Consider the following 24,847-nt stretch of genomic DNA (forward strand, 5'->3'; position numbering starts at 1 on the left):
GCTCAGTTCGCCCCGAAGACCAGCGCGGTCAGCGTGGTGTTGATGTGGAACCCCGAATAGATTTCGAAGTGCACGTTCATCCCAGCGGCGGTTGGCGCGGCCTTCAGCGTTTCCGCCAGTTGCTGCGCGGTGTTGGTGGCGCTGGCGTACCACATGCGTCCACCACAGTGAAAAAGCAGGGCGGCCTGGGGGTTCTGGACCCTGCGGGGTACCTCGTCGGTGAAGAAGCTGCGCGTCATGCCGGCCATGTCCCCCAGCTTCATCAGCTCCAGCTCGGTGCCTTCCTCCAGCAGGTTGGCGAAGAGGATGGAGCCATCCTCCTGCGGGCTCCAGGCGGCGCGGATGAAGTACTCCCGGCCCACGCGCAGCGCGGTGGGGCGCACGGCGAAGCCCCGGGGCGTGCCGAACTCCAGCTCCTCCACGCCCACGCCCAGGATTTCCGCGTAGCGCCTGGCCGCCGGGTGCCCGTCGATTTCGAGCGCGCGGGTGTGGCTTTCATCCACCTTGGTGATGGTGAGCTTCTCACCGGTGGGCACGTACCAATGGGAGCGGAGCGCGGCCCAGGGCGCGTTCGTCTTGAAGAGGGCCACCAGCACCGCGTCGGTGGCGACCTCGCCATCCACGTGCACCATGGCGGACTGCTTGGCCGGGTCGCGGTTGGCGTCGCTGGCGCCGCCGCCCACCAGCACCAGCGTCTGGCACTTCTCCAGGATGCCGAGCAGCAGCTCTTCCTTCTTGTAGCGGAAGCCGTCGTCAATCACGAGGCCGACGAACCGGCGCGGGTCCAGGTCCTGCTGCCGCACGCCCAGGTCCTCGCACGCGCGCTTGATGGAGGCTGCGCCCGCGCTGATGGCGTCCACGGACAGGCCGGTGCCCAGGCCCAGGCCCACCTCGAAGTCACCGAAGAGGGCGCTCATCACCACGCTGCCCTCGTGGATGCCGGTGTTGTCCAGCTCGCCCGCGGTGGTGGCGCCAATCAGGCGCGTGTCCGCCGGCAGCCGCTGACGCACGGCGCGGTTGAGCGCGTGCTGGTCACGCTCCCGCGAGGCGAACATCGTCACCAGGCGGGGCGTGTCGCTGCCCAGCTGACTCAGGAGGTCCTCCGCGGCGGCATCTGGCTCCCTCAACGTGGTGCGAGCCGTCTGCATCTTGACCTGAGCCATGGAGGAACTCCGAGGTACGCGAGCGGGGGTTAGAGGCCGCTTCCTGGGTGCCGAGTATGACAGGCGCCGGTGCACTGCTGGAAAGACTCAGCGCCGCCCCCCACATACATGCTCTCGATGGGTCCGAATTGCGCCACGTGACTGTCAGGATAGCTCTTGTGACAGGACAGGCAGGCGGCCTTGCTGGTGCGCTGGATGCTCTCCTTCGTCAGGTGGCATGACGAGCACTGTTGGAGCGGTGCGTCAAAGCGGTTGGACCGCGAGTGGATGAAGTGGGTGCGCACGAAGATGGGGCCCTCCAGCTCGAAGGCGAGCGGGGCGTGGCATCCGGCGCACGCGGCGCGGTTGTCGTTGGCGTGCAGCACCACGCCCAGCTCACCGCCCTTGCTGTGGCAGGAGGTGCAGGGGCCGGTGGTGTGCTTGGGCTGGGTGCGCTGCGGGGTCCCCACCTGGATTTCAATGGTCGTCGACCCGGGGAGGTCCTCGCCCAGGTACACGCGGCGGCCCTTCACCGTCACCAGGTAGGTGCCGGGGGCCGCGTTGTCCGGCAGCTTGAACTGCCAGGTGTCCGTGTTGGGTTGGTTCCAGAGGTTCGGGTCGATGAAGGCGCCGCCGAAGAGGACGTTGGCGAAGGGCAGGGTGGCGAACTGGGAGAAGACGCCGTCGCGCTCGGGCGTGGCGACCACCTGCTCGTCCACTTCGGGGTCCAGGAACGCCTCCAGCGGGACGATGGAGCGGATGGGCTGGATGTTCTGCGCCGGCCCGATGATTTGCGTCATCAGCATGCGCTCGCGGTGCTTGCGCCGGTAGTAGGTGGTCGTCGCGTCGAAGAAGGCCCGGTAGTACTGCAGCCCGGAGTCGGTGCCGTCGGGGGCCACTTCGTTGTAGGGCGGCAGGTACCCCTTGTCGTGGAGCCGGTTGCCCGCGCCGTCCCGCAGGGTGAGCTGGAAGCTGATTTCCGTGCCGGGGGCATAGGTGCCGTCCGGGCGAGGCGGGGTGAGGGCCTCCACGCCAATGCGGAAGCCGTAGGTGTAGCGCGCGTCGCGCACCTGCTCCACGGGGATTTCGTAGGGCGCGGCCGGACGCAGGCTCCAGCGCAGGCGCAGCGTGCGGGTGTCGGAGCGCAGCGTGAGCGTCTGGCGCTGGGCGTGCTCGTACGCGTTGCGCAGCTCCAGGATGGCCTCTTCCTCGAACTGGGTGGATGCCGAGCAGTCGTCGGGCGTGGCGCAGCCGGAGGCCGTCTGGATGCCGCGGAAGCGGCGGATGAAGAAGTCATCCATGCCCGCCCGGCGCTGATGCTCGGTGCCCGCGTTGAGCAGGATGGGGACGCCGGTGAGCCGGCCGCGCGAGTCCACCGGTTCCACGATGAAGTGGCTGGGCAGGTCCATCCACGCCGCGTTCCGGAAGAAGCGGCGGCGGGTGTAGGGCCCCGGGGCGCCGATGGACTCCTGGTCCACCTGACGCACGCCCCACCAGCCCAGGCCGCCGAAGTCGCTCTGGGCGATGAGGTTGCGCAGGCCCTCGTCCCGGGTGGAGGTGACGAAGGTGCGGATATCAATCTGGTTGATGAAGAAGGTGGAGCCCTCGCGCATGCGCAGCGGCTGTCCCACGCCGTTCTTCACCTCGAGCGCCAGCGCCACCGCGGGCGTCTTGTTGCCAGGCCAGGGCCAGCCACCGAGCAGCGACTGGGGATCCGCGTCCAGGAGCGTCTTCTCCGCGGACCGCGTGTCCAGCGAGCTTGTCTCCAGTGCGCTTGTCGCCACCGAGACCGTGTCCGGCGCCTGCGTGTCCAGCGAGGCTGCGTCCGGGGCATCCTGTCCGCCGCAGGCGAGCATCAGCCCTGCGAGCGACGCGAGCAGGGCCCGGGGGGCTCCAAGTCCACCCATGGTGCAACTCCTCGTACGTGTAAAAGCCGACGCCGCCATGGCGTCTGGGGCCAGTGGGCCGTGTAACCCGTCGCCTGTGGGGCGGTGTGGGCCGGGCCTCTCCCAATTCCGGGTTTCCCCGGTTCGGGCCTTTTTAGCCGTACGAAGATTATCTGCAACCAACAGATTTGTTCAACTTCTGGGAAAACAATCCGTCTGGAGTCAAACCTGCTGTGTTTTCAAGGAGATGAATGCCTGCCCCGCAGGGCCATCTCACCCACAAGGTCATACCTGCACTTCATTCATTGAGCAGGATTCCTTGTTTGTCCTGCGAGGAAGCTCAATTGTGAATTCCGAGCCTTCTCCGTTTCTGCTCTGGACGTGGATGGTGCCCCCGTGGGCCTCGACGAGTTGGTGGACGATGTAGAGCCCCAAACCGGTGCCGGGGTGCTGCCCGCCGGCATGGACGCGCTGGAATCGGTGGAACAGGCGCTGCTGTGCTTCCACACCAATGCCGATGCCGCCGTCCCGGATGGCGAAGCGGACGCAGTGGGTGTCAGCCTGGACGCGCAGCTCCACGGGGTGGCCGCGGCCGAACTTGAGGGCGTTGCTCAGCAGGTTGGTGACGACGCGGTCCAGGCGCTGCCGGTCCCACTGGCCGGTGGCGCCTTCCTCCACGCGGATGCTGAGGGCGCAGCCCGCGGCGCTGGCCTGATCGCGGTGGCGCTCCACCACCTCGCGCACCAGGTGCGCCAGGTCCAGCGGCTCCGTGTCCAGCACCATGCGGCCCGCCGACAGGCGGGACAGGTCCAGGAGGTTGTGCACCAGCCGGCCCAGGCGCAGCGTTTCGCCCTCGGCTCCGGCCAGGCCATCGCGCATCCGCATGTCGGAGGTGCCGGCGCTCTGCATGGACAGGCGCCGCAGCCGCAACTGGAGCGAGCTGAGTGGGTTGCCCAGGTCATGCGCGGCGATGCCGATGAGCTCCAGCGCGTCCTTCGCCTGCGCCAGCAGCCGGGCGTTGTCGAGCGCGAGCGCGGCGCGCGCCGCCAGCTCCTCCATGAAGGCCCGATCCACCTCGCCGAAGCGGCGGTGCGTGCCGGTGGACAGCAGGCACAGCGCGCCCAGCACGCGGGAGCCCACCGCCAGCGGCACCGTGAGGGCGGACGTCACGCCCAGCGCGCACAGCAGCTCTCCGTGTGCGCTGCCTTCCAGCGCCGGCGGGAGACGGGCGCCGTCCAGCTCCGGAAGCAGCTCGCTGCGGCCCGTGCGCACCACGCGGGAGGGGCCCACCTCGCCATCCTCTGGACAGCGCAGCAGCGGCTCCCACATGCGGTGGGTGGCGGCGATGTCCTCGCAGGCCACCGCGTGCGGACGCACCGTGCCGTCCTCGGAGGGGAGGAAGAGGATGCAGGCGTCGGCCACTTCGGGCACGCACAGCCGGGTGAGGGCCTCGCCCACTTCGCGCGCGCCTGACAGCGGCTGGAGCACGCGGCCGGCTTCCGCGAAGAGCGCCTGGGCCCGCTCCATCCGGCGGCGCTCGGTGATGTCTCGCGTCACCTTCACGAAGCCGCGCAGCCGCCCGTGCGCGTCGTACAGCGCGGTGAGCAACATCTCCGCCCAGAAGCGGCTGCCATCGCGGCGCACCCGCCAGCCCTCCGCCAGCAGGCGCCCCTCGCGCGCGGCCCGCTCGCGGTGCGCGCGGGGCACGCCCGCGGCCACCTCGTCCACCGGATAGATGCGGTCCGCGTCGCGTCCGGCGAGCTCCACCTCGGACCAGCCCGTGAGGCGCTCGGCGCCCGCGTTCCACGCCGTCACCCGGCCGTGCCGGTCCAGGAAGCACAGCGCATAGTCCGTCACTCCGTCCATGAGGAGCTGCAGGTGCTGCTCGCTGGATTGGTGGCGCGCATGCAGCGGCGCCAGCGCGCGGTGGAGCACGAAGCCCAGCGCCGCCACGCAGGCCAGACCCAGCAGCCCCGCCAGGACGGCCTGGGGCTGGGCGCCGTGGCCCGGGGGCATGCTGGCTTGCGCGTAGACGGCGGACAGCAGCGTCGCGAGCAGCAGCAACCCGGCGAACAGGCAGGCGGACAGGCCGGCGCTCACTCGCTGGGCGAACGTCCAACGGCGCATCATGTGGTGACTCCCCCCCAAGGCACCCTTCCGGGCGTGCCGTCGGTGAGGAAAGCATCACCCAGACTGCCTGCTGGAAGACATCGTCCTGGTGGACGGGGTGGGTCCACCCCAGGGGCGCTCGGGCGGCGCGGTGCGGGCCTCCGGAGGGCGCTTCGTCCGACGAAAGTCCGTCACGGGAGGCCGTCATGGAATGGCCTTCGTCCGGACAGGGGGTTATGAGCGGACGCTCCATGTCTCTAGTCGAAGGTTCGAAGGTCCGTTACCTCCCGCAGCCCGAATGGGGTGTGGGGCATCTGTTGTCGCTGCAGGAAGAGGGCGCCAAGGCGCTCGTCGCCTTTCCCGCTCGGGAAGACGCCCCGGTGCTGGTGTCCACCAAGGGTGGAGCCCTGGTGCAGTACCCGCTGCCTCCAGGCGAGCCGGTCATCACCTACAAGGGCCGCCTGGCGCTGGTGGTGCGCGAGGAGCCGGGGGCGCGCGGCCTGCGCCGCTACGTGCTGCGCTACGTGGAGAACGACGAGGAGGACGAGCTCCCCGAGTCCTCGCTGCGCGCGCTGCCGCCCCGCTCCGACCTGCTGACCACCCTGCGCGAGGGCCGCGTGGGCGAGGCGCGGGCCTTCACGCTGCGCAAGCAGGCGCTGGTGTTGGACGACGAGCGCCGCTGCGACGCGCTGGGCGCGCTGCTGGCCAGCCGCATCATGGTGAAGCCGCACCAGGTGGGCGTGGTGCAGCGCGTGTTGTCCGCCAGCCGTCCGCGCTTCGTGCTGGCGGACGAGGTGGGCCTGGGCAAGACGATTGAGGCGGGCATGGTGTTCAGCGCGCTGCGCCTGTCCGGACTGGCGCGTCGCTGCCTGGTGGTGGCGCCCAGCCACCTCACCGTGCAGTGGCTGGTGGAGCTGTTCCACAAGTTCAACCAGCTCTTCACGCTGATGGATTCGGACCGCTACGCGCAGTCCCTGAAGGAAGCGCCGGAGGTATCTCCCTGGGCGCGCTTCCCACTGGTGGTGACCAGCCTGGAGTTGCTCCAGCGCAGCGAGGAGCACCGCCGCGCGCTGGCTGGCGAGGACGCCTTCTGGGACCTGGTCATCATCGACGAGGCGCACCACCTCAAGGGCGAGCGCGCCTTCGAGGCCGCGCAGGTGCTGGCGAAGAACACGTGGGGCCTGTTGCTGCTCACCGCCACGCCCATGCAGTTGGACCCGGCGGAGTACCACGGCCTGCTCACCCTCATCGACGCGGCCACGGCGCCCTCCGTCGCGGGCTTCGAGGAGCGCCTCAAGCGTCAGGAGGAGCTGTCCGCCGCGGTGCGCGCGCTGATGGAGGGCGGCAAGCCGTCCGCCGCGGTGCAGGCGCTGGCGAAGCGCTTCCCCGAGGACGCGAAGCTGTCTTCGCTGAAGGACCGCGACGCGCTGCTGCAACACCTGTCGGAGACGTACAGCCTCAGTGACCGGCTGGTGCGCAACCGCCGCGCGGTGGTGGGCGGCTTCTCCACGCGCCGGCTGCACCGCCACCCGGTGACACTGCCCGCCGAGGAGCTGAAGGTCCGCGACGCCGCGCTGGCGGTGCTCGCCGGGGCCAGCCTGCGCGGCGCGCCGCTGGGCAACGTGCTGCGCCGGCTGGAGTCCAGCCCCGCCGCCTTCGCGGGCGCGGTGCGCGCCAACCCCGTGTTCAAGGGGCATGCGGACGCGCTGCGGTTGCCGTCGCGCGACGCGAAGTTCGGCGCCTTCCTGGGCGTGCTGCGCGGCGTCTGGAAGTCGGAGCCGGCGGCGAAGGTGCTCGTCTTCACGGAGAGCCGCGACACGCTGGACGCGCTCCAGTCCGAGCTGGGCCGCGAGGGCGTGGAGGCGCTGGGCTACCACGGTGACTTGCCCCTGGTGGAGCGCGACCGGCAGGTGGCGCGCTTCCGTGACCCGGAAGGGCCCAAGGTGTTGCTGTGCACCGAAGTCGGCGGCGAGGGCCGCAACTTCCAGTTCGCGCACCACCTGGTGCACTACGACCTGCCTTGGAGCCCGGCCACGGTGGAGCAGCGCATTGGCCGCCTGGACCGCATCGGCCAGGCGCACCCGGTGGAGATTCACGTCTTCGACCCGGCGGGCACGCTGGCCTCCGACGTGCTGATGCTGCTGGCGGACGCGGTGGGCGTCTTCGGCGAGACGGTGGGCGGCCTGGACGCGGTGCTGGAAGAGGTGGAGGCGCGGCTGGCCGAGCTGGCGCTGATGCCGCGCGAGGCCCGCATGGCCTACGCGCAGGAGCTGAAGGCCCGCGTGGAGGCGGCGCGCGCTCAGGTGAAGCGCGCCTATGACCCGCTCCTGGACGTGCGCAGCTTCGACCGGCCCGCGGTGGAGCGCCTGGTGAAGCGGGCCCAGGAGCGCATGGGCATCGAGGCCGACGAGGAGGACGAGGACGGCGAGGCGGAGGCGTCCGGCGTGGAGGATGGCCTGTGGGGCATCGCGCGCGACCTGGACGAGCGGCTGGAGGAGACGGTGACGGAGCTGGCGCGCCGGGTGGGTATCGGCGTGGACACCGACGAGCAGGTGGAGGCTTTCCAGGTCGCCTTCCAGTTTGGCCACGCGCTGAAGGTGGACGGACTGCCGGGCATCGACGTGATGGAGGACCGCACGCAGCTGGGCACCTTCTGGCGCGACACCGCGGTGGAGGCGGAGGAGCTGGAGTACTTCGCCACCGGCCACCCGCTGGTGGAGGCGCTCTTCGGCTTCCTGCGTGACGGCCCTTACGGGCGCAGCGCCTTCCGCTTCATCGAGCGGCGTGGACCCCAGAAGGGACGCGGCGTGGAGTTGCTCTTCCACGCCCAGTTGCCGGAGTCAGAGGACACGTCCCCAGGCGCCCGGGTGCCCAGCCGCCAGCTGGCGCGCTTCCTGGAACGCACGCTGCTGCACGTGGCCGTGGTGGACGGCGCCGGCGGCCCCAAGGCCGACACCGCGCTGCTGCCCGCGTTGGAGAAGGAAGGGAAGTCGCTCAAGGGCGATGAGGTGTCGCTTGCCTTCCCCGGCTTCGCGGACTTCGTGGACGCGGCGGTGCCCGTGGGCCAGAAGGCCGCCGAGGCGGAGCTGGCGAAGCTGGCCACCCGGGCGCGCAAGGCCATTGAAGCCGAGCGCGACGCCGCCGTGGCCCGCCTGCGCCTGTCCCTGGGACACCAGGGCCTCTCCACCGAGGCCGTGGAGGCGCAACTGGATGCGGAGCGCACCCACTACGCCCGATTGCTGGACGCGCTGGCGGGTGCCAAGGTGGTGCTCGACTCCGCCTGCGGCTTCGTCCTCAACCGCTGAAGGCGCCCCTGTCCAATGTCCGCCTGTTGACGCGTGATGTAGTGTTGCTGGGACTTCAGGAATTGCTGATTTTGTTCTCCCAGTGAAATCGCGCGTTTTCAGGATGGCGGGCCATTTGACCGATTCCTCAATCAACGAGAAATAGGATGGTGGAGGCTCGCATGATCCACCGAGGCACCCCACGCACACGACGTCAGTCGGGACAGGCCGCGGTGGAAGCGGCGCTGACCCTTCCGCTGGTGGTGTTCCTTGTCCTGGGGACACTGCAGCTCTTCATGATGCTCCAGGCCCGCATCCTGGCGCAGGTGGCGGCATACCGGGCGGTGCGCGCGGGCAGCATCAACCACGGCAACTGCCTGCCGATGATGCACGCGGCGATGGTGACCATGCTGCCCACGGTGGCGCGCACGGACAGCGCGGAAACCCTGGCGGCGGCCTTTTCCCCCCGCCGTCACAATCAATTCCGGGTGCGCAGCTCCTACGGGCGCGACTTCAACGAGCCGTTGATTGAAATCGTCCGGGAGTCGCCGGATGCCGGCTGGGCGCAGGAGCTGACGGGGGGCGAGGACCTGCTCTTTGATCAGCCCACGGACAACGCGGCGGCGCTTCGGGCCCGCACGTTGGAGATACGCATGGTGGCCTGGTACTACATGCGCGTCCCCTTCGCGAACTGGGTGATGAGCCGCATGCTGCTGGCCCACTTCCGGCTCCGGCGCTACACGGCGGCCAACCCGCTGATGCCGGTGCAGCGCCGCTCCGCGTGGTGGGGCGAGACGAGCGCCACGCTGGGGCGCGACGGCTGGCCCGGCGGTGATTTGGGCACGCGCATGGTGCGCTGGAGCGACGAGGGACACTTCGTGTTCCCCATCCAGGTCAACGCGGCCATGCGAATGATGACGCCCGTCATGTCCGAGTACTTCATGGGAGGTCCCGCGTGCAATCTCCACGGCTCGTGAGGCACTCGCGGCGAGGCCAGGCGCTGGTGCTGTTCGCGCTGACGCTGCTGCTGCTGACGTTGATGGTGCTGATGACGCTGGGCTTCGGCATGCGCGCCAAGGAGCGCGTCGAAATACAGATGGCCGCGGACGCGGCCGCCTACAGCCAGGCGGTGGCCACGGCGCGCGCCTTCAACGCCATCTCGGTGATGAACCGCGCCCAGGTGGCGCACATGGTGGCCATGGCCGGCACCCAGTCGCTCATCAGTCACAGCAGCCAGGAATACGCGGCGCACGACGTGGCCTGCCCCGGCTCCATCCCGCCGCCGCTGTGGTTCGCCGCGGACGCGGCCGCCGCCACGCAGGTGCGGCAGCTCCAGGGCCGGGCCGGCAACCTGTTCCAGGCCGGGCTCAACATCTACGGCAAGCTCCTGAGCGAGCACATCGCGGAGCAGGAGCTCACCCGGCGTGTCGCGCAGGCGGTCAACCCGGAGCTCCGCGCGCCGCCCGCTGGCGCGGCCAAGAGCTTCTCCGAGCTCAATGGTGGCAACGACGTCCCGGAGCGCGACGCCGTCATCCAGTCCATCAAGGCGGGCACCTATGGCTGCGGCGTGGGGGACGGAGCGCTCTGCCCTTCGGGCGGCGGCACCCCCGCGCTCAACGCCACCATGGGGAGCATGGGGTGGACGTGGGTCCACAACCGTCCGGGAGGCACCGCCGGTTTCGGCACCGGCGGCGCCGCCATCTCCACCAGCTTTCGCCGCTACGGCTCGGTGTCGCAGATGGACCCCGCGACGTACCACACCGTGTCGGGTCGCAACTCGACGGCGCATGACCACGGGCGCGTCGTCATCCCCACGCGCTGCACCCGAGCGCCGACGCTTCCACCCATCGCGACGGATGCGTGGGTGATGTCCGACGAGGAGCAGACGCACGAGGACCAGCACGTCTACGGCGCGCGCCTGCCCCCGGGCCAGGCGCCGGAGGACGGGAAGCCCACCTACGAGACGCACACGCTGGGCGCGTGCGTGGTGTGCCCCGGCATCTGGCCCTACTCCGTTGGCTACAACGTGGACGAACTGCACGCGGGTGCGTCCAACCACTACGGCCAGCCCAAGCTGTACAGCATGCTGTACCGGGACTACGCGAGCGCGGAGCGCCAGGCCCGTCCGGACCCGTGGAACCTCTTCTTCCGCTTCCGCTTCGCGGGGACCGAAACAGAGTTCGACAACAGCAGTCCGCTGGGCCGCATCCGCCCCACGGGCCGCGAGGACGTGCACCGCAACCAGGTGGCCCTCTCCGCCGGCATGGTCTACTACCACCGGCCCCGGCCCGCGTCGCAGGGCGGCGGCTGGCGCGAGCCTCCCAACTTCCTCAACCCCTTCTGGCGCGCCACGCTGGTGAGCGCGGAGGGCTCCCGGGATGACCGGCCCGCGGACAGCCTGTCCGCCGCCGGCTTCTCCGGGCACGCGCGGGCGCTGCGAGAGCTGCACTCCGTGGGCTACCGGGGCGGTGGCCCCGGCGACAGGGGCTACTGACATGCGCGTTCGCCATGCACGAGGCCAGTCGCTGGTGGAGACGGCGCTGGGGGTGATGGTGTTCGTCACCATCCTGCTGTTCGGCATCTACTTCGCCGAGGTGGGCGCGCTGACGCTCAAGGTGCAGGAGGCCGCCAACTTCGCGATGTGGAACGCCACCGGCCGGGTGATGCACGACCCGCAGGACAACGAGTGGGGCCGACGGGGCACGGTGCTCGCCGCCGAGGCGGAGGCCAATGGCCGCTACGCGGACTTCGACGGGCGTCAGCGCATGGGCCGCACGGGCGTGGCCGTCCAGCAGGCCATTGCCCGCGCACAGCCCATCCAGGTGGATTGCCGCCCGGAGCTGCCGGGCACCGTGCGCGGCCTCTCCATGGCGGATGCCGACCCGGACCTGGCCGGCACCATCGCCATGGGGACGCAGGGCATGGGGTGCACCGCGTCCTCGAGCATTCGCGGCGTCCGGATTGGCCGCTATCTGGAGAATGGCCGGGAGGGGTTCTTCAAGGTGTCCCAGCGCCGGGCCGCCGATGCCTTCACGGTGTGTGCCGCCGGGCGCGCCTCGGGTGGCCGCTGCACGGCGCGCTTCGGCATGCTGCTGGATGACTGGGGGCTGGGCGGCGTGGAGGAGGGCCGGGCCTGCGCGCTCAACATCAACGGCGCGCGCCGTTGCGCCAATCCGGACTACTACGAGTGGGCGCAACGCGTGTACCGGGCCAATGGTGCGGGTGGCAACGCCGGCTCCGCGCTGGCGGCGCTGACCGGCGCGGCCGGCGTCAACGAGGACCAGTTCTTCATGAGCTTCCGCGGCGAGGAGGACAACTACGAGGAGAACCTCGGTTCCACGCACGCTGGAGGTCAGGCGCGCTGGGAGGTGACGCCCTTCGACGCGCCCAACATCCGCTCGCACAACGTGGGCCGGGCGAATCACTGGCTCGGGGTTCCGCGGTGAGGTGGCGCCGGGGGCTGCTCGTCACGGCGTGTCTGCTCGGCGCGGCGCCGGTGGTGGCCCAGGGCACGGCGGCGAAGGCACCCGTGGCCGCACAGGGCTCGGCGAGCAAGGCACCCGCCGCGTCCCCGGCGCAGCCCGAGGCTCCCGCGCGGCCGCGCTTCGCCTGGCCCCGCGTGCAGGTCATCGACACCGTCGAGTCGAACGAAATCGTCGAGGCAGGGGGCATCCCCGTCGCGCTGCGCGCCGTGCACGCGAAGGAGCGGATGGATGACCTGGTACAGCGCTTCGCGGACGCCTTCATCCAGGCGGGCCTGCACCTGCCACCGGGCCATGAGCAGCCGCAGCTCGCCAGCGGCGCGGTGATGCTCACCGCCATCGACGGCCACCGGGGCATCACCTACACCGTCATCTTCCAGCCGCAGCCGGACCGCACCACGATGATATACCTCGGTGAGGCCAATCACGCCCTGCGCAGGGACCCGGCGGCGGCGGGGGACTTCGCGCCCATGCCGCCCCAGGCCAGCCAGGTGCTGCGCGTCAACAGCGAGAGCTCACGCACGCTCGCCTTCCATGTCCCCATGTCTGGCGAGGCAGTGGACGCCTTCTACAGCCAGGCGCTCACGCGCGCGGGCTGGAGGCTGGAGGAAGGGGAGACGTCCTTCTACGTGCGCGCGGGCGAGGAGCTGCGCGTGGTGCACGAGCCGGGCGAGGGGAATCAGCGGGCCGTGGTGCTGGTGTATCGCGGCGGACGGAGCGTGCCACCGCCGCCCGGGCCCGCCGCCGTCGTGCGCTGAAGCTCAGGCGCGCAGCTTCTCGCGCAGCGCCTTGGCGCGGCCCTGCATGTCTGGATCCATGCTCGTCAGCTCGACGGACTTCAGGCGCTGGTCCAGGCTCTGCGGCACCTTGGTCTTCAGCTTGCCTTCCTCCCCGAGCACCTCCAGCTTCGCCAGCGCCTTGTCGACGATGCGCTCGCGCGGGTGGTCCAGCAGGCTGTCGAGGAAGTACGCGTCCTCGGGCAGCTCCGGGTACTTCTCCAGGTAGTCCACCACGGCCTTCACCCAGTCGGCGCGCGTCTCGGACTCGGTGACTTTCTGCATGGCCTGCTTCTGGGCCTTGCGCTTGCCTTCGGGGTCGAACGTCTTCGCCAGCCCTTCAGGCAGCTCGCCGCCGGTGAAGAGCGCGTCCGCGGCGGCCTTGTACTTCTGGTAGCTCGCGCTGCGCTCCAGCTTCTGCTGCGCGGGGTCGTCCTGGCGGGAGGCGTACTTGCTGCCCTTGCCGCGCCCCGCGTCGATTTCGCGCCAGCTCTTGTTGCGCTTGCCGGAGAAGCCGCCGCCGCCGTTGTCGTCCCTGTCCTTGGCCATCCTTCATCTCTCCTTGCGAGCGCCCCACAGCGCCGCCAGTCCGCGATGGACGAGGCGCCGCACCACCTCCAGTTCCTGGGAGGACAGGGGCTGCTCCTCGTCCTGCTCCGCCTCGAAGAGCGCCTCGTCCGCGTAGTCCTTCAGCGGCTGAGGCACTGGCGGGGCATCCGTGTCCGCCTCCAACACCGCCGGCTTGATGGACGTGAGTCCCGGCGGCCAGCCCAACTCCAGCATGGCGTACAGCTCGAGGAGCAGGTGGCGGGCGACGCCATATCCTTCGTCCGTGAGCGCCGCCGCGTCAAGCGCGCCCAGCAGCGCGTCCTGCCGGTTTTCGAAGGCATGGGTGAAGCGCGTTCGCGTCTTCTCGTCGTCCTCCAGGTAACGCCAGGCGGCCTCCACGAATTCGCCCGTGGGCGTCCCCGGGTGGAAGGGCGCGGGCGCGGAGGCCTTCACCTTCTTCGGGCGAGGCGGGCGGGCCTCGTCTTCCAGCCGCACGTGCTTTCCCTCCGCCACCAAATCCCAGAGGCCCAGCAGGTTCTGGTACAGGCGCCGGGCGATTTCGGGGGAGGGGAAGCGCGGCTCCTCGTCGAACAGCGCGGGGATGACGTCGCTGGGCGGCGTGCCTTCGGCGCGGGCGTCCCGCATGCGTTCGAGGACCTGGGCGCTGTCCAGCCCGCTGCCGGCCAGGTCCAGCAGGCCGTCGAGCGTCTGGGCGCCCTCGAAGTGGCGTTGGAAGTCATCACCTCTGTCGCGGGAGCGGCTCATGTGGGCAGGCACGCTAAGCACAGCGGGCGGGCGGGCGCACGCGGCTTCATGACTCTCCGGGCCATTCGCCCATCAGTTCGTCCTGGTGCTCCTTGGGATTGGAGGTCCACGCGTAGTCTTCCGGGACGTGGCCGCCTCCGTGCGCGGCCCAGCCATCCCAGCTCACCTGCGCCTTCATGAAGGCGTCGGTGGGTTCGTCAGTGACCTCGGGGCGGTTGGCGGGGACCTCGAAGGGCGTCTCGATGGGCTCATCAGGAAGGGTGATGGGCATGGCTCAATCCTCCTGGTGTGAACAGTAGGGAGGCTCCGGGTGCGAGAGGAGCGGGGCTGCCAGGCAGACGAGCAGCGGGTCGTCTTCCGTTTCGGGACCTTCGCACCTAGTCTCCGTTCACAAATGGCAGAAACCTCCGTGGAAACGTTGAAGACCGCGGTGCAGGCGCTCTATCGCGTCCACGCGGTGGAAGGCCCGCCCGGCGAGAATGGGCTGCGCACCGTCTGGCACTTGTGCCCGGACGGCGCGGAGCTGATGTCCCTGGTGGATTCAGAGGGGCGCGTGCGCCGGCAGGAACTCACGCTGCTGGAGGACCACTACGTGTGGGCCAGCGGTGAGGGCGTGCGCACCGGCTACCTGGAGCGCGGCGGCGGCAAGCCCACGGCCGCGGCGGTGGTCCAGACGGACCCGGAGCTCGTGCCGCAGCGGCTGATGCGCGCCGCGCTCGCCATGGGCACGTACACGGGACAGGACCGCTACCTGCTCCACATGCAGCGGGTGCTGGCGCTGGCACGCGAGGGCCTGGAGATGAAGGGCGGCCTGACCCGTCCCTCGGAGCCCACGCTGCCCGCCGTGGAGGCGCCAGTCGTGACGACGGCTCAGGCCGCCGTCTTCGACGTGCCGCCCGCTTCGGTGGCGGTGGTGGAGGAGGTCACGCCTCCGGTGGTGCGGCCCGGTGAGGGCCTGACGATGGTGCTGGTGCTCGCCCTGGGGTTGCTGGTGGGGTTCGGGATGCTGGCGTTCATCTTCATGGGCTGAGCGGGGCTCACGTCGCCGGAGGGCGGCTGCGGCATGCTCCCCGAGGGGCTCTCGCCGTGTTCGGCGGGAATGGCCACCGGCGCGTGTTCCGTGGCGGAGCTCACCGGGTGCGCATCCAGCACCAGCAGCACGGCCACCGCGGTGGCGGGCACCAGCCGGGCGGACCAGCCCAGCGGCGTGTGGGCGTCTTCTCCGGCGCGCCGGGCCATCAGCGTCAGTCCCAGCACCGCCAGCACCCCGGTGCACGTCCACCGCAGCGCGCGCAGGTTCGCCGTCGCGGCGAGCCCCGTGGCAATCAGCTCCGAGCGCTCCGCGTCCGGCATCCGCGCCAGGCTGGTGAGGAAGCTCAGCAGGTGGCGGGCCTCGAGCGCGCCCACCATGGCCACCGAGGCCAGGGACGCGGAGACGCCGCTGGCCAGCAGCAGTCCGCGGTTGCGGGAGCCCGCGGCCTCCCGGAAGCCCGTGGGGCCGAAGTGCGCCAGCGCCAGTCCCAGCGCCAGTCCCAGCAGTAGCGAGGTGCTCGTCCAGGCGCCCAGCAGCCGCGGCGCCATGGCCTCTCCCGTGCTGGTCGCCAGCACCAGGCCCGCCTCCACCGTGTCCAGCCGGGGCAGGGAGACCAGCACCCGGTCCATCAGGACCTCGGTGCCCATCAACCCCAGCATCCACGGCAAGGTGGCCAGTCCCAGCATCGCGGACAAGGGCACCCGCCGGTCCATGCCGGAGCCGACCAGCGCCAGGGACAGCAGCGGCACCTCCAGCGCCAGCGCCAGCGCCACCAGCGCGGCGAATGGCCCGGCCGCCTGGAATGCGTGCGACACCCCGGCCATCCCCTCCAGCAGGGGACCCAATGTGAAGCACCACACGAACACTGTGATGGGCACGGCCAGCGCCACGGCCAGGCCGGGCGCGAGACGAAGCCGGAGCGGAACGAGCATTTCAGGAGAGAGTAGTCTCTCCGGTTAAGCCTGTGAAATTAGACCGGGGGACGACCCACGAGCCAGTAGATGACGCTCGCCAGCACCCCTGCGACGGGAGAGACGAGCACACCCAGCAGGTAGAGTTTGGGACACCCGCCGCCGCTGCAGCCAATGCGGCCATAGGCGAGGACGCCGGCCAGCAGCATGGGCACGTGCATGCCCATGAGGAAGACGCCCACACCGCGCAGCACGAGCCCGCGGTACCAGGTGCGCGTCCACAACCGGAAGACGACGGGGAGCAGCAGCAGCGTCAGGGTGGCCGCGGTGGCCAGGGTGCCCTGCCGAGCCGACACCGCCACACACGCCAGGGCCGCGAGCGCCAGGGCGGGGACGAGCAGCAGGGCGTTGAGGGACAGGGGCTCCCGGGGACGCATCGAAGTCAGCCAGGGACGCTGGCAGAGCGACGGTGGAGGTGCAAGGACGGAAGCGGGAGGGGTGTCCGGCATCAGCCAGGGCCGCGCGCCGCCTTCACGCCGCGACAGCGCCTTCGCCCAGGAGCTGCGTGTACCGGCCCCGCAGGGCAAGCAGTTGCGCGTGGGTGCCGGCCTCCACCACGCGGCCGGCCTCCACCACGGCAATCAGGTCCGCGTCACGCACCGTGGACAGCCGGTGCGCGATGACGAGCACCGTGCGCCCCTTCATCAGGGCCACCAGGCCTTCCCCCACCGCGGCCTCGCTCGCCGCGTCGAGCGCGCTGGTGGGCTCGTCCAGCAGCAGCACCGACGGGCGGCACAGGAAGGCCCGCGCCAGCACCAGCCGCTGTCGCTGTCCGCCGGACAGCCGGCCGCCGCGCTCGCCCACCAGCTCATCCAGGCCGCCGGGAAGCGAGCGGACGAAGTCGTCCGCGTGCGCCAGCCGCAGCGCTTCCCACAACTCCTCGTCCGTCGCCTCGGGCCGGCCCAGGCGGAGGTTGTGCCGCACGGTGCCGGAGAAGAGCACCGGCTCCTGAGGCACCCACGCCACCTGGCCGCGCACGCTGGAAGGCTGGAGCGCCGTCAGCGGCGCCCCGTCCCACAGCACCTGTCCGCCCGACGTGGGCAAGAAGCCCAGCAGCACGGAGAACAGCGTCGTCTTGCCCGCGCCGGAGGGCCCCACCAGCGCCACGCGCGCGCCAGCGGGCACCACCAGGTCCACCCCGCGCAGCGCCTCGCGCCCGTCCGAGTAGGTGGCCCGCACGCCTTCCAGCCTCAGCTCGCGCGACAGCGGCCCGGCGGCGTCGCCCACGTCCGGCGCGGACGGCTCGTCCGCCATGGCGAAGAGGCGCTCCGCGGCGGCCAGGCCCGTCAGCACCTGCGACAGCGTGCCGCTGAGCGACTTCACGGGCTGGTACAGCAGCAACGCGGCGGCCATGAAGGAGAGCAGCCGCCCCGCCAACGCAGGGTCCGCCGCCACCGCGCGCGCGCCCCAGGCCACCGCCATGGCCACGCCGGCGATGCCCAGCAGCTCCACCGTGGGGCTCACCGCGCCGCGCAGGAAGAGCGAGCGGCGCATCTCCCCCAGGTACTTGTCCGCCTCCACCTCGAAGGCCTCCAGCGCCCGCGGCTGTCCGCGGAAGGCCTGCACCACGGGCAGGTTCTGGAGCTGCTCGGCGGTGAGCGCCGTCAGCGAGCCCAGCCGCTCCTGCGAGCGCGTGGCCACCTTCTTCAGTGAACGCGCGAAGCGGTTGATGGGCAGCACCGTCACCGGCACGACGACGAAGGTGAAGAGGAACAGCGTCTTGTCGATGAGGAAGCAGGTGGCGAGCAGCGCGATGATTTGCAACCCGTCCTTCACGTAGGACGTGAGCGCCTGCGTCACGGAGAACTCGACCAGGGGCACGTCCGCGGTGAATCGCGCCAGCAGTTCGCCGGAGTGCCGCCGCTCGAAGAACGCGGGCGGTTGGCCGAGCAGCCGTCCGTAGAGGAACCCGCGCAGGTCCGCCATCACGCGCTGTCCCAGCCGCTGCATCAGCCCGCCCTGGAGGAACTGCGCGGTGGCCTTCACGATGGCCACTGCCACGACGAGCAGGGGCAGCCGCTTGAGCAGGGCGTCTCCCGGCAGGGATACCCCGGCGACGGTGACGGGCTCGTGGGTGAGCAGCGCGCGCAGCAGGGGGCCCACCACCCAAGCATAGGCGGACGTGGCGATGGCCGCGGCCACTGACGCGCCTACACCCGCGGCGAGCAGCAGCCGGTACGGGCGGAGGTAGCCGAGGAGCCGACGATAGACGTGAGGAGAAGGACGGGGAGCCACTGTTTGGCGGCGGACTCTGTCACTGAGTCGCCAGAAGGTCCAAGGCTACCGGGATTCGAGGGCTGGTGCCCTGTCGGTTGCCCTGCCACCGGGCGCTTGCGGCGCGAAGGCCAGTTCCATTGCCCACCTTCAACCCTGCGGACAGGTTCAGGGGAGCCATGGAAACCAATAACGAAAAAGAGGCCCTGCTCAATCCGGGCTGTGAGCCGGTGGTGGAGGACGAGGAGCGCCGGCGGCTCCTGTGGCTGATGGCCGAGTACTTCCGCACCATCGGTTACACGGACATCAAGGCGCGCCTCCCCGGGTTCATGCCTCCTCCCATCTTGTCGGGGACCATCGAGGACCATCGCCCCGACTTCACCTGTCGGCAGTCGGATTCGGCTCGCACGCCCATCATCCTGGAAATCGTCACCCCGCCCATGGTGGACGACCCCACGGCGGAGAACCGCTGGAGCCTCCTGGCCAGCGCCGCGAAGCTGTACAACGCGGAGCTCCACTTCGTGGTGCCCAAGTGGGCCGCTACGGGCGCGGTGGACCCCGGACTCAAACGCAGGCTGGCCCGGATGGAGCTGACGGCCAACCGCGTGTGGACCGTCTGACGGCCCCCTCTCTTCCCGCCGCGCCACCCGCCCGGATGCCCGCCTGGCACCGGGTGGGCGCGGGCGGCGCGTGTCCTCGCTGGATTGCCGGTGCGTTTCGCTGCGTTATAGTGACTCGAGATTTTACGCAGCGCAAAAAAGCACAGCAAATTCCAGGGGTTGTAATCAATGTCAGCGGCGGCGGGTCAGAAACGCGACTACTACGAGGTCCTGGGCGTCCAGAAGTCTGTCTCCGCGCAGGAGCTCAAGAGCGCGTTCCGCAAGGTGGCGCTGCAGTACCACCCGGATCGCAATCCGGGGAACTCGGACGCCGAGGAGAAGTTCAAGGAGGCCTCGGAAGCCTACGAGGTGCTGAGCGACCCTGAACGGCGGGCGAAGTACGACCGCTTCGGGCACGCGGGCAACCCCTTCGACGGCTTTGGTGGCGCCGGGGGCGGGTTCCAGGGCGTCAACATCAACGACATCTTCGGCGAGATTTTCGGCGACATCTTCGGCGGTGGCCGGGGTGGGCGGCGGACGAGCTCGCGTGGCGCGGACCTGCGCTACAACCTGGAAATCACCTTCGAGGAAGCGGCCTTCGGCTGCCGGCCCAAGGTGACCATTCCCCGGCCGAAGAAGTGCGACACCTGCTCCGGCTCCGGTAGCAAGAGCAACACCGGGCCCCGGCCCTGCTCGGCGTGCGGCGGCAGCGGCGAGCTGCGCTACACCCAGGGCTTCTTCGCGGTGTCCCGGCCCTGCGGTGACTGCGGCGGCACGGGCGCGGTGGTGCCAGACCCGTGCACGCGCTGCAAGGGCTCGGGCAAGGTGCCCTCCGAGGAGGTCATCGAGGTGGCCATCCCAGGCGGCGTGGACAACGGCACGCGCGTGCGGCTGTCCGGCATGGGCGAACCTGGAGACCGGGGCGGTCCGCCGGGTGACCTCTACGTCACCGTCATCGTGAAGGAGCACCCGCTCTTCCAGCGCGAGGAGTACGAGGTCTTCTGCGAGGTGCCCATCTCCTTCACGCAGGCGGCGCTGGGCGCGAAAATCGACGTCCCCACGCTGGACGGCAAGGTGAAGATGACCGTCCCCAGCGGCACCCAGTCCGGCAAGGTGTTCCGGCTCAAGGGCAAGGGCATCCCCCACCTGCACAGCCAGCAGCGGGGAGACCAGCACGTGCGCGTCGTGGTGGAGACGCCCACCGAGCTGTCGTCGAAGCAGCGCGAGTTGCTGGAGAAGTTCGCGGAGGCCTCCGGCGAGGAGTCGCACCCGCAGTCGAAGAGCTTCATCGCCAAGGTGAAGGAGCTGTTCGGCTGACGACGGTTGCGGGCGCGGGGCCGCGAAAGCGCGGCCACCGTGCCGCGCCTGGTGGGCGAGCGGGCGCCGCGGCGCGGCAGGCCGCCGCGGGCACGGGCACTGCAAAACAGCGGATTCTGGCAGTGGAATCTTCCCCCCGCTCGGGTGTCGACGGGGGCGCACCCCACTGCTATGCACGCCCCTGCCATGGATGTCCTGCCCACCCTGCGCCGCTCGCTCGTCATCGCCCTGGCCCTGCTGCTGACGGCCTGCCCCCGGTCCACCCGTACGCCCTCCGGAGGTGACACCGGCGGGGACCTGCCTTCAGGAGACCCGTTCCCCACGCGTCCTTCGGTGGAGGCGAAGAAGGACCCCGCCGCCGACGCGGCGCTGGCGCAGGCATCCCAGACGGCCCGCGCCACCCCGGACAAGAAGAAGGCCGCGGAGGCCTACCTGTCGGTGCGCAAGGCGTATCCCGCCACCACTTCGGGTCAGGACGCGCTGTACCAGGCCGGCGTCCTCTTCTTCGAGTCCAAGGACTTCGTCAACGCGCGCAAGAGCTTCAACGAGCTGCTCTTCGAGAACCCGCTCTACTCGCAGGCGGATGATGCCAAGCACAAGCTGGCCATCTCCGCGATGGAGGTGGGCGCCTACCGCGACGCGTACCAGACGCTCTCCAGTCTCGCCGAGCGCGCCAGTGGCGCCGAGCGCACCCAACTGCTCAACGAGGCCGCTCGCGCCGCAGCGGGCGCCGGCCTCTATGGGCATGCGCTGCAGATGGCGGTGGACGAGGCGGGCCAGGCCCAGGGCGCTCAGGCGCAGGCTGCCGCGGTGGCCAAGGTGGAGGCGCTGGTGGAGGGCCGCGCGGGCTTCGTGGACATCGCCCGCGTGGCGGAGGGCCTGTCGCCGTCCAACCCGGCGTGGCCCGTCATCACCTTCAAGCTGGCGCGCGTCTACTACCACCTGCGTGACTGGACGCGGCTGGAGGAGACGCTGAACCGTTTCCTCGCCCAGGCGCCCGGCCACGCCTTCGCGCCGCAGGCCCGCGAGCTGCTGGCCCGCGCCACGCGCCGGGTGGAGGCCCGCCCCCGCACGGTGGGCGTGCTGCTGCCCATGACGGGCCGCTACCAGCCCATTGGCGAGGCGGTGCTGCGCGGCATCCAACTGGGGCTGGAAGGCAGCGGCGTGGAGCTGGTGGTGAAGGACACGCAGGGCGACGTCAACAAGACGGGCCAGGCCATGGAGCAACTGGCCTTCGATGACGGCGCCATCGCCGTGCTGGGACCCCTGCTGGCGGATGACTCGAAGCGCGCGGCGCTGGTGGCCGAGGAGCTCCAGGTGCCGCTGCTGACCATGAGCCGGCAGGACGGCATCACCGAGCTGGGCCGCTACGTCTTCCGCAACATGCTGACCAACGCAGCGCAGGCGGAGGCCATCGCCGACTACGCGATGAACGTGAAGGGCTACAAGCGCTTCGCGCTGCTGTACCCGAACATCCCCTACGGCGTGGAGCTGGCGGATGCCTTCTGGGACCAGGTGGTGGCGCGGGGCGGCGGCGTGCGCGGGGCGGAGCGCTATTCGCACGACCAGACGACCTTCACCACCGAGGCCAAGAAGCTGGTGGGCCGCTACTACCTGGATGACCGCGGCGACTACATCGAGGGCGTGCGCGACGTGCAGGGGGAGAACCTGGACGCCTTCCGCCGCCGCAAGGCGATGGAGAAGGTGAAGAGCGGCGTGGAGCCCATCATCGACTTCGACGCCATCTTCATGCCGGACGACTGGCGCCGTGTCAGCCTGGTGGCGCCCGCGCTGGCGGTGGAGGACATCGTCACCAACGCGTGCGACCCGCGTGATTTGGAGCGCATCCGCAAGACGACGGGCAAGAAGGAGCTGAAGACGGTGACGCTCTTCGGCGCCAACCAGTGGAGCAGCCCCAAGGGCCGCTCGGGGCTGCCGGAGTTGGTGGAGCGCGGCGGCAAGTTCGTCACCTGCTCGGTGTTCGTGGACGGCTTCTTCGTGGACTCGCAGCGTCCGGCCACGCGCCGCTTCGTGGAGCAGTACCGCGAGGCCTACCGGGCGGAGACGGGGCGGGACCCGGGTCTGCTGGAGGCCATTGGCTACGACTCCGGTCGGATGTTGCGGCAGCTCATGGAGCAGAAGGATGCACCGCGCACCCGCGCGCAGATGCGTGACGCGATGGCCAACCTGAAGGACTTCGACGGGGCCACTGGGCGCACGTCCTTCAACGAGAAGCGCGAGGCGGTGAAGCAGCTGTTCCTGTTGTCCATCGACAACAAGGGCGTCACGGAAATCAACGTCGAGAAGGAGCGGCAGAAGGCCGCCTCGGCGTCAGGAGGCTCAGGGACATGAAGTTCGCGAGGGGGGCGTTCGCACTGCTGGCGGGCGGGGTGGTGGCGGTGGGCGGTGGTGGCTGTGCACACGCGCCTCCTCGGGTGTCCCCGGAGCTGAGCGCCCGGCTGGAGTCGGAGCCGGGCACCTGGGTGTCCGGTAGCGCTTCGGGCCTTGGGCGCAAGGCCGTCCTCAACAACAAGGACTTCATCTGGGGCCTGGCCTTCGCGCCCCGAGTCGCCCGGGTGGCGTACTCGCGGCTGGGCAGCAAGTCCTACTTCCTCTCCGTCTGGGAGCTGGGCTCCGCCGAGCCGACGATGCTGGCGGACCCGGCCATCAACCCCTACGAGTTCGACGTGGAGGGCGTGGCCTTCTCCCCGGATGGCACGCGTGTGGCCACCGCGGGCAAGGACAGCGTGGTGCGCCTCTTCGACGCGGCCACCGGCGCGCTCGTGGCGGAGCGCCGCACCGAGGAGCCGCTGTCCGTGGTGGCCTTCCACCCGGAAGGGCAGTGGCTGGTGGTGGGCAGCTACAAGGGCCTGATGACGGTGCTGTCGGCGCCCGCGCTGGAGTACGGCTCCGAGGAGCGCGGACACATGGGGCCGGTGACGGCGCTGGCCTTCGCGCCGGACGGGACGCTGTATTCGGGCGGCTGGGACAAGCACGTGCGGGCCTGGCGCACCTCCGTGGAGGGGCTGCGGCCGGGGCAGGCGCGCATGCGCTTCGAGCGGCGCGCGGGCTCCGTGGTGCTGGGCGGCACGGTGAATGACAAGGCGCCGCTGTCCTTCGCGCTGGATGCGCGCGCGCCCACGCTGGTGCTCACCAGCGAGGCGGCCGCCGCGGCGGGCATCGACGTGCCCTTCCTGAAGGAGACGGTCAACGTGCCGGGGCCGATGGGCACCATCGCCGCGCGGCTGGCGCCGGCCCAGTCCCTGCGCTTCAAGTCCATGCGGGTGGAGGGCGTGGACGTCGCCATCTGCGACGCGTGCGTGCCGCAGGGCACCCAGGGCGTGCTGGGCGCGCCCTTCTCCGAACGGGTGGAAGTGGCCTTCGACGAAGTCACGCAGGAGGCCGTGCTGTCGCTGAAGGGCGGCCCACCCGAGGGCGCGGTGACGGTGGACGCGCTGGTGCTCGCGCGGCGCTCGGAGTTTCCCTTCCCGGCCTACGTGAGCGACGTCACCGTGGACGCGCGCGGCCAGCGGCTGGGGGTGGGCCTGTCGGAGCAGAAGCCGGAGCGCGACCGCGGCGTGTATGAGCGCGAGCGCAAGGGCGTGGAGGAGCCGCAGGGCCCCTTCAACGCGGGCGCGCTGGTGGACGCGCAGTCCGGTCAGGTGCTGGCGAAGTGGCCGGTGCACCGGGGCGTGGTGGCCACCGCGGCCATCTCCCCGGACGGGCGCTCGCTGGCCAGCGGCGGCTGGGACAAGCGCGTGTACCTGTTCACCGAAGGAGACGTGGGCGCGCGCGGCGAGCACCGCTTCGACTGGTCCGTGCGGCGCGTGCGCTTCAGCCCGGATGGGCGCTGGCTGGGCGTGGCCGCGTGGACGCCCCAGGTGGCCAGTCGCGACGGGGACAGCGACCCGGCGGCGGTGCTGCTGGACGTGGGCTATGAATCGCCCACCGTGCAGGGGCCGGGCACGGCCGGCGCGTCCGTCGCTCCGTAGTTCTCACTCCACCGCTCAGAAGTTGAGGTGGATGTCACCCGCGGGCATGCCGCGGGCCTGGAGCGTCGTCATCACGCCCCGCACCATCTCCTTCTGCCCGCAGAGGAAGGCCACCGCGGCCTGCACGGGCCCTTCACCCAGGTGGGCCTGCACATAGCCAGTGAGGCCCTGCCAGCCGCTGGCGCCGGGCTGGCTGACGGTGCGCACCACTCGCACCCCGCCGGCTTCCCACTCGTGGAGTTCGTCCGTGTAGGCAAAGGCGCCCGGTGTGCGCGCGCCGAAGTAGAGCGTCACCTCGCGGTAGGCGCCGCGCTCCAGTTGGATGCTGGTGATGACGGAGCGGATGGCGGAGATGCCAGAGCCGGTGGCGAACAGGAGCACGTCCTGGCCACGGGCGCGCTCCAGCGGGAAGCCCCGTCCTTCTGGCCGTGACACGTCGACGTGGGCGCCCCGGGGCAGGTGGATGAGGGCGTCGGGCAGCGGGCTGCCCACCTTGAGGAGGAACTCCCACTTCGTCCCCGGGCTGCCGGGCGGGGAGGCGATGGCGAAGAGCCCCTGTCCCACACCAGGCAGGCGCAGGTGGACGTATTGGCCGGGCCGCTCATGGGTTCCGGCCAGGGGCGTGCCCTGGACGTCCAGCACGAGGTCGGTGAGGCCATCTGCGGCGGGTGCACTGTCAGTGACGGTGGCCGGGTGCCAGTCGGGCATGTCGGGGTTTTAACCTACGC

At 70.6% G+C, this 24,847-nt stretch carries 19 protein-coding genes; 10 read left to right on the top strand and 9 right to left on the bottom strand.

Translation table 11 applies throughout. The annotated features are described in order from the left end of the window. Nucleotides 1–2: 2 nt before the first annotated feature. From F8M74_RS08845 to F8M74_RS08855, 3 genes are all read right to left on the bottom strand, one after another. Nucleotides 3–1,163, bottom strand: coding sequence for an FIST signal transduction protein (locus tag F8M74_RS08845; protein WP_141254924.1), 1,161 nt, complete (start codon nucleotides 1,161–1,163; stop codon nucleotides 3–5). 29 nt (nucleotides 1,164–1,192) lie between these two features. After that, nucleotides 1,193–3,088, bottom strand: a complete 1,896-nt coding sequence (locus F8M74_RS08850) for a cytochrome C (RefSeq protein ID WP_141254923.1) — start codon at nucleotides 3,086–3,088, stop codon at nucleotides 1,193–1,195. A 225-nt stretch (nucleotides 3,089–3,313) separates the two neighbouring features. Beyond that, nucleotides 3,314–5,158, bottom strand: coding sequence for an ATP-binding protein (locus F8M74_RS08855; protein WP_141254922.1), 1,845 nt, complete (start codon nucleotides 5,156–5,158; stop codon nucleotides 3,314–3,316). A gap of 230 nt (nucleotides 5,159–5,388) precedes the next feature. Between F8M74_RS08855 and F8M74_RS08860 the strand changes: the two genes are divergently transcribed. The 5 genes from F8M74_RS08860 (at nucleotide 5,389) to F8M74_RS08880 (ending at nucleotide 12,661) form a co-directional block, all read left to right on the top strand. Beyond that, on the top strand, nucleotides 5,389–8,442 hold the full coding sequence (locus F8M74_RS08860; protein ID WP_171410276.1) for a helicase-related protein: 3,054 nt from the start codon (nucleotides 5,389–5,391) through the stop codon (nucleotides 8,440–8,442). A gap of 146 nt (nucleotides 8,443–8,588) precedes the next feature. Further along, nucleotides 8,589–9,398 (top strand): TadE/TadG family type IV pilus assembly protein, encoded by an 810-nt coding sequence (locus tag F8M74_RS08865; RefSeq protein ID WP_141254920.1) that lies wholly within the window; start codon nucleotides 8,589–8,591, stop codon nucleotides 9,396–9,398. Then, nucleotides 9,377–10,915, top strand: a complete 1,539-nt coding sequence (locus F8M74_RS08870; RefSeq protein ID WP_141254919.1) for a pilus assembly protein — start codon at nucleotides 9,377–9,379, stop codon at nucleotides 10,913–10,915. Before F8M74_RS08865 ends, F8M74_RS08870 begins: the two co-directional genes overlap by 22 nt. A gap of 1 nt (nucleotide 10,916) precedes the next feature. Beyond that, nucleotides 10,917–11,867 (top strand): hypothetical protein, encoded by a 951-nt coding sequence (locus F8M74_RS08875; RefSeq protein ID WP_171410275.1) that lies wholly within the window; start codon nucleotides 10,917–10,919, stop codon nucleotides 11,865–11,867. Further along, nucleotides 11,864–12,661, top strand: coding sequence for a hypothetical protein (locus F8M74_RS08880; protein ID WP_141254917.1), 798 nt, complete (start codon nucleotides 11,864–11,866; stop codon nucleotides 12,659–12,661). Before F8M74_RS08875 ends, F8M74_RS08880 begins: the two co-directional genes overlap by 4 nt. 3 nt (nucleotides 12,662–12,664) lie before the next feature. On the opposite strand, the gene F8M74_RS08885 is transcribed toward F8M74_RS08880, so the two are convergent. The 3 genes from F8M74_RS08885 to F8M74_RS08895 are packed head-to-tail and all read right to left on the bottom strand — an operon-like array spanning nucleotide 12,665 to nucleotide 14,264. Beyond that, nucleotides 12,665–13,228 (bottom strand): hypothetical protein, encoded by a 564-nt coding sequence (locus F8M74_RS08885; RefSeq protein WP_090485852.1) that lies wholly within the window; start codon nucleotides 13,226–13,228, stop codon nucleotides 12,665–12,667. Between the two features lie 3 nt (nucleotides 13,229–13,231). Then, nucleotides 13,232–13,993, bottom strand: a complete 762-nt coding sequence (locus F8M74_RS08890; RefSeq protein WP_141254916.1) for a hypothetical protein — start codon at nucleotides 13,991–13,993, stop codon at nucleotides 13,232–13,234. A gap of 46 nt (nucleotides 13,994–14,039) precedes the next feature. Then, nucleotides 14,040–14,264, bottom strand: coding sequence for a hypothetical protein (locus F8M74_RS08895; RefSeq protein WP_141254915.1), 225 nt, complete (start codon nucleotides 14,262–14,264; stop codon nucleotides 14,040–14,042). A 138-nt stretch (nucleotides 14,265–14,402) separates the two neighbouring features. Here F8M74_RS08895 and F8M74_RS38635 point away from each other — a divergent pair, with 138 nt between their 5' ends. Continuing rightward, nucleotides 14,403–15,023, top strand: coding sequence for a hypothetical protein (locus F8M74_RS38635; protein WP_306441940.1), 621 nt, complete (start codon nucleotides 14,403–14,405; stop codon nucleotides 15,021–15,023). A 973-nt stretch (nucleotides 15,024–15,996) separates the two neighbouring features. Here the strand turns inward: F8M74_RS38635 and F8M74_RS08905 are convergent. Beyond that, on the bottom strand, nucleotides 15,997–16,374 hold the full coding sequence (locus tag F8M74_RS08905; RefSeq protein WP_141254913.1) for a hypothetical protein: 378 nt from the start codon (nucleotides 16,372–16,374) through the stop codon (nucleotides 15,997–15,999). 94 nt (nucleotides 16,375–16,468) lie between these two features. Continuing rightward, complete coding sequence (locus F8M74_RS08910; RefSeq protein ID WP_141254912.1) at nucleotides 16,469–18,232, bottom strand: ABC transporter ATP-binding protein; 1,764 nt, start codon at nucleotides 18,230–18,232, stop codon at nucleotides 16,469–16,471. 158 nt (nucleotides 18,233–18,390) lie between these two features. Between F8M74_RS08910 and F8M74_RS08915 the strand changes: the two genes are divergently transcribed. The 4 genes from F8M74_RS08915 to F8M74_RS08930 all read left to right on the top strand — a co-directional run bounded on the left by F8M74_RS08915 (nucleotide 18,391) and on the right by F8M74_RS08930 (nucleotide 24,119). Then, entirely contained in the window at nucleotides 18,391–18,831 is a 441-nt protein-coding gene (locus tag F8M74_RS08915) for a hypothetical protein (RefSeq protein ID WP_141254911.1), read from the top strand. A gap of 168 nt (nucleotides 18,832–18,999) precedes the next feature. Next, nucleotides 19,000–20,127 carry a molecular chaperone DnaJ gene (gene dnaJ / locus F8M74_RS08920; protein ID WP_141254910.1) on the top strand — a complete coding sequence of 376 codons (1,128 nt, stop codon included), beginning with the start codon at nucleotides 19,000–19,002 and terminating at the stop codon, nucleotides 20,125–20,127. 186 nt (nucleotides 20,128–20,313) lie between these two features. Then, nucleotides 20,314–22,479 (top strand): penicillin-binding protein activator, encoded by a 2,166-nt coding sequence (locus F8M74_RS08925; protein WP_171410274.1) that lies wholly within the window; start codon nucleotides 20,314–20,316, stop codon nucleotides 22,477–22,479. Next, a complete protein-coding gene (locus F8M74_RS08930; protein WP_141341506.1) occupies nucleotides 22,476–24,119 on the top strand; it encodes a WD40 repeat domain-containing protein in 1,644 nt (547 codons plus the stop codon). Before F8M74_RS08925 ends, F8M74_RS08930 begins: the two co-directional genes overlap by 4 nt. Before the next feature lie 15 nt (nucleotides 24,120–24,134). On the opposite strand, the gene F8M74_RS08935 is transcribed toward F8M74_RS08930, so the two are convergent. Continuing rightward, a complete protein-coding gene (locus tag F8M74_RS08935; RefSeq protein ID WP_141259057.1) occupies nucleotides 24,135–24,827 on the bottom strand; it encodes an NAD-binding oxidoreductase in 693 nt (230 codons plus the stop codon). Between the last annotated feature and the right edge of the window lie 20 nt (nucleotides 24,828–24,847).

Origin of the sequence: Myxococcus sp. CA023, from assembly GCF_010998615.1 — a bacterium.
Lineage (GTDB): Bacteria > Myxococcota > Myxococcia > Myxococcales > Myxococcaceae > Myxococcus.

Bases quoted from the DNA above. Each gene is read 5' to 3' on its own strand.
- F8M74_RS08845 (WP_141254924.1), bottom strand. From the start codon at position 1,163: ATGGCTCAGGTCAAGATGCAGACGGCTCGCACCACGTTGAGGGAGCCA.
- F8M74_RS08850 (WP_141254923.1), bottom strand. From the start codon at position 3,088: ATGGCGGCGTCGGCTTTTACACGTACGAGGAGTTGCACCATGGGTGGA.
- F8M74_RS08855 (WP_141254922.1), bottom strand. From the start codon at position 5,158: ATGATGCGCCGTTGGACGTTCGCCCAGCGAGTGAGCGCCGGCCTGTCC.
- F8M74_RS08860 (WP_171410276.1), top strand. From the start codon at position 5,389: ATGTCTCTAGTCGAAGGTTCGAAGGTCCGTTACCTCCCGCAGCCCGAA.
- F8M74_RS08865 (WP_141254920.1), top strand. From the start codon at position 8,589: ATGGTGGAGGCTCGCATGATCCACCGAGGCACCCCACGCACACGACGT.
- F8M74_RS08875 (WP_171410275.1), top strand. From the start codon at position 10,917: ATGCGCGTTCGCCATGCACGAGGCCAGTCGCTGGTGGAGACGGCGCTG.
- F8M74_RS08885 (WP_090485852.1), bottom strand. From the start codon at position 13,228: ATGGCCAAGGACAGGGACGACAACGGCGGCGGCGGCTTCTCCGGCAAG.
- F8M74_RS08890 (WP_141254916.1), bottom strand. From the start codon at position 13,993: ATGAGCCGCTCCCGCGACAGAGGTGATGACTTCCAACGCCACTTCGAG.
- F8M74_RS08895 (WP_141254915.1), bottom strand. From the start codon at position 14,264: ATGCCCATCACCCTTCCTGATGAGCCCATCGAGACGCCCTTCGAGGTC.
- F8M74_RS08905 (WP_141254913.1), bottom strand. From the start codon at position 16,374: ATGCGTCCCCGGGAGCCCCTGTCCCTCAACGCCCTGCTGCTCGTCCCC.
- F8M74_RS08915 (WP_141254911.1), top strand. From the start codon at position 18,391: ATGGAAACCAATAACGAAAAAGAGGCCCTGCTCAATCCGGGCTGTGAG.
- dnaJ (WP_141254910.1), top strand. From the start codon at position 19,000: ATGTCAGCGGCGGCGGGTCAGAAACGCGACTACTACGAGGTCCTGGGC.
- F8M74_RS08925 (WP_171410274.1), top strand. From the start codon at position 20,314: ATGGATGTCCTGCCCACCCTGCGCCGCTCGCTCGTCATCGCCCTGGCC.
- F8M74_RS08930 (WP_141341506.1), top strand. From the start codon at position 22,476: ATGAAGTTCGCGAGGGGGGCGTTCGCACTGCTGGCGGGCGGGGTGGTG.
- F8M74_RS08935 (WP_141259057.1), bottom strand. From the start codon at position 24,827: ATGCCCGACTGGCACCCGGCCACCGTCACTGACAGTGCACCCGCCGCA.